General features: G+C 78.1%; 1 protein-coding gene and 1 pseudogene. Both read left to right on the forward strand.

Features of this window, described 5'->3' with window-relative positions; translation table 11 throughout:
• On the forward strand, positions 1-3,010 hold a 3,010-nt coding region (locus tag PYV61_RS22130), incomplete at its 5' end, for a hypothetical protein (protein ID WP_275835757.1).
• Positions 3,007-3,878, forward strand: a pseudogene (locus PYV61_RS22135) (hypothetical protein); the annotation flags it as partial. The gene PYV61_RS22130 and the pseudogene PYV61_RS22135, both read left to right, overlap by 4 nt.

The following is a 3,878-nucleotide window of genomic DNA, read 5'->3' on the forward strand; positions in this document are numbered from 1 at the left end:
GCTGCAGCTGCGCGTGCGCGCCCCCGGCCGCCGCGCGCTGCGCGAGGCGCTGCGCGAGACGGGGCACCCGTGGCGCGAGCTGACGCTGCCGCTCGGCGCGGCCGGCGAGGGCCCGCTCGCCCTCGGCGCCACCGACGCCGACGTCGCGCTGGTCGCCACCGACGGGCGCGCCTCCTCCGACACGCTGCACGTGCGCGTGACCGACCGCGCCTACTTGGGCGACGTGACGGTGCGCGCCGAGTACCCCGCGTACCTCGCCCGCGCCTCCGAGACGCTGGCGCCGGGCGAGCCGCTGCGCGTCCCGCGCGGCACGGCGCTCAGCGTGCGCGGGCGCGCGTCCGTCGCGCTGCAGGGCGTCGCCCTCGCCGACCCGGCGCAGGGGCGCATCGCGCTCGCCACCAGCGGCCACGCGTTCGAGGGGCGGTTCGTGCCGACGACGAGCGGGCGCTGGACGGGGCGCGCCGTCGGCGCGGCCGGCCCGGTGGCCGAGGTGCCGGCGGCGCTCGAGGTGCAGCTGCTCGCCGACTCGACGCCGGCCGTGGTGCTGGCGGCGCCGGGGCAGGACTCGGTGATCGACGGCGTGGGCGGGCTGCGCGCGCGCGTCCTCGCCAGCGACGACCACGGGCTCGCGTCGGTCGCGCTGCGCACCTGGGTCGAGCGCGCCGACGGCACGCGCCAGGCGCCGGCGACGACCGCGCTCAGCGGCGCCGCCCCCGCGTGGACGGGCGAGGCGGCCATCGAGCCGTCGGCCATGCAGCTCAAGGCCGGCGACAAGCTGCACGTGCAGGCCGTGGCCACCGACGCGTCGCCGTGGCGGCAGGTCGGGGTGAGCCGCGAGGTCGTGCTCAAGGTCCCGTCGGCCAGCGAGCTGCGGCAGATGGCCCGCGCCTCCGCCGACTCGGCGGTCGACCGCGCCAACGCGCTGGCCGCCGCGCAGAAGGACCTGCAGCGCCGCACCGGCGACGCGGCGCGCTCGCGCACCAGCCAGACGGCGGGGCGCGCCGAGGGCAACGAGGGCGACCGCCAGGCGCAGATGGGCTACCAGCAGGCCGAGCGCGCGCGCGGGCTGGCGCAGGAGCAGCGGCAGCTGCAGAACCGCACGCAGCAGCTGCAGGAGCAGGCGAGGGCGCTGCAGCGGCAGCTCGCGCAGGCGGGCGCGCTCGACACCTCGCTCGCGCGGCAGATGCAGGACGTGCAGCAGATGCTGCGCGACGCGATGACGCCCGAGCTGGCGAAGCAGCTCGAGCAGCTGGAGCGCAACGCGAGCTCGCTCTCGCCGAGCGGCGCGCGGCAGTCGCTGGAGGAGCTGGCGCAGCAGCAGCGGCAGCTGCGCGACCGGCTCGAGAAGAGCGCCGAGATGCTGAAGCGCGCCGCGCTCGAGGGCTCGATGCAGACGCTGCGCGACGAGGCGAAGGAGCTGGCGACCGAGCAGCAGCGCGAGGCGCAGCGGCTGGACCAGGGCGGCCGGCAGGGCGAGGCGGGCAAGGCGCGGGAGCTGGCGCAGCGCTCCAAGGAGCTGGGGCAGGACATCGACAAGCTCGGCGACCGCCTGCGGCGCGAGAAGGCGCAGGTCGGGGCGGAGCGCGTCCAGCAGGCCGAGGCGCACGCCGACAAGTCGGCCGAGGCGATGCAGCGCGCCGCGCAGGAGGCGCAGGCGCGCCAGCAGAACGGCGAGGAGTCGGAGGGGCGGCAGCCGCAGAACGGGCAGCCGCAGAACGGCCAGCAGCAGAATGGCCAGCAGCAGAACGGGCAGCAGGGCGCGCAGGGCCAGCGCCCGCAGAACGGGCAGCAGCAGGGACGCGAGCAGCAGGGCGGGATGCCGCAGCAGGCCGGCCAGCAACAGCAGCAGGGCGGGCAGCAGCGCGGCGCGCAGCAGGGCGGCCAGCAGCAGCAGGGTGGGCAGCAGCAGGGGGCCCAGCAGCAGAACGGGCAGCAGGGCGGGCAGCCGCAGGCCGGCCGTCAGGGCTCGCAGGCCGACGCCGCGCGCGAGGCGGCGAACGAGATGCAGGCCGCCGCCGACCGCCTCGCCGCCGCGCGGCAGGGGCAGATCGACCAGTGGAAGGGGGAGCTGAGCAACCAGCTCGACCGCGCCATTCAAGACGTCATGCAGATGGCGCGCGAGCAGTCGCAGCTCGAGAAGGACGCGCGCTCCGGCAAGGACGCCGGCGAGATGCGCGGGCAGCAGAGCGCCATCCAGCAGGGCGTCGACCAGGCCGCCCAGCGCCTCGACCAGGCCGGGAAGAGCTCGTCGCACCTGTCGCAGCGCGCGCAGCGCGCGATGCAGGAGGCGAAGCAGCAGGTCGCCGAGGCCACCCAGTCGCTGCAGCGCGGCCAGCAGCAGGGGGGCGCGCAGCCGAACGGCCAGCAGGGGCAGGGGAGCTCCGCCGACGCGATGCGCGAGGCCGGCGAGTCGCTGCAGCGCGCCGCGGCGGCGCTCGTGCGCGACCGCGAGCGCGTCAACGCCGCCGCGTCGGCCTCGGGCTTCGAGGAGATGATCGAGCAGCTGAAGCAGCTCGCCGGGCAGCAGGGGCAGATCAACGCGCAGGCGAGCGGGATGCCGATGCCCTCGCCGGGGGCCGACGGGCAGGGCGCGCGCGACGCGATGCGCCAGCTCGCCCGCCAGCAGAAGGACGTGGCCGAGAAGCTCGAGGAGGTCGGCGAGGGCGACGCCACCGGGCGCGCCGACGCGCTGGCCCGCGAGGCGCGCCAGCTCGCGCAGTCGCTCGAGCGCGCCGGCGCCGACCCGTCGACGCTGCAGCGGCAGCAGCAGCTCTACCGCCGCCTGCTGGAGGCCGGGAAGACGCTGGAGCGCGAGGAGAAGGACGAGTCCGGAAAGCGCGAGGCGAAGAGCGGCGCCGGCGTCGCCGCCGTCGCGCCGGCCGACGGCGCCACCAGCGGGCGCTCGGCCACCAAGTTCCCGATGCCCACCTGGAACGAGCTGCGCGCGCTGAGCGCGGAGGAGCGGCGGCTGGTCGTCGAGTACTTCCGCCGGCTGAACGGCACGCCGTGAGGCGCGTCGCCCCGACCCTCGCCGCGCTCGCCGCCCTCGTGGCGGCCGGCGCGGCCGGCGCGCAGTCCACCGCCTCCGCGCCGCTGCAGCGCGCGATGGAGCTCGAGTCCACGGGGAAGGGGCGCGAGGCCGCGCCGCTCTTCCGCCAGGCGCTGGCCGACCCGGCGGCGGGGGAAGACGGGCGCGCCGCGGCGATCCTGGGGCTCGAGCGCGTGTGGGACGAGCTCGGGATGCGCGACTCGATCATCCCGCTCGTCGCCGCGCAGCTGCGCGCCCGCCCCGGCGACCCGACGCAGCGCGGCGTGCAGCTGCGCGCGCTCGTCGCGGTGCGCCGCGACGGCGACGACCGCGCGGCGTACGACGCCTGGCGCCGCGCCGCGCCCGGCGACGCCACGCCGTACCGCGAGTACGCGCGCCTCCTCCTCGCGTCGCGGCAGACGGCGGCCGCCGACGCGGTGCTGCGCGGGCTGGCGCCGGCGCTGCGCGGCTCGCGGGCCGTGGCGATGGAGCTGGCGCAGCTGCACGTCGCGCTCGGCGCGTGGGCGCGCGCCGGCGAGAGCTGGCGGCAGGCGGTCGACGCCATGCCCTACGTCGAGACGGCGGCGCTGTTCGCCCTCTCGAACGCGCCCGCGACGGCGCGCGACTCGGTCCTGCCGGCGCTCCTCGCGGCGCCGGCCGCGCTCGCGCCGCGCCGGCTCGCCGCCAACCTGCTGATGGCGTGGCGGCGCCCCCGCGAGGCCTGGCAGGCGCTCGGCGCGATCGCGGCCGACGACTCGGCGCGCGGCGCCTGCCGCGAGGCCGCCGAGCGGCTGGAATCCGCCGAGGCGTGGCCGGTCGCGCGCGACGCCTGGACGCGCGTGTTCGACGG

The organism is Roseisolibacter sp. H3M3-2, assembly GCF_029211165.1.
In the GTDB taxonomy this organism is placed as follows: Bacteria; Gemmatimonadota; Gemmatimonadetes; order Gemmatimonadales; family Gemmatimonadaceae; genus Roseisolibacter.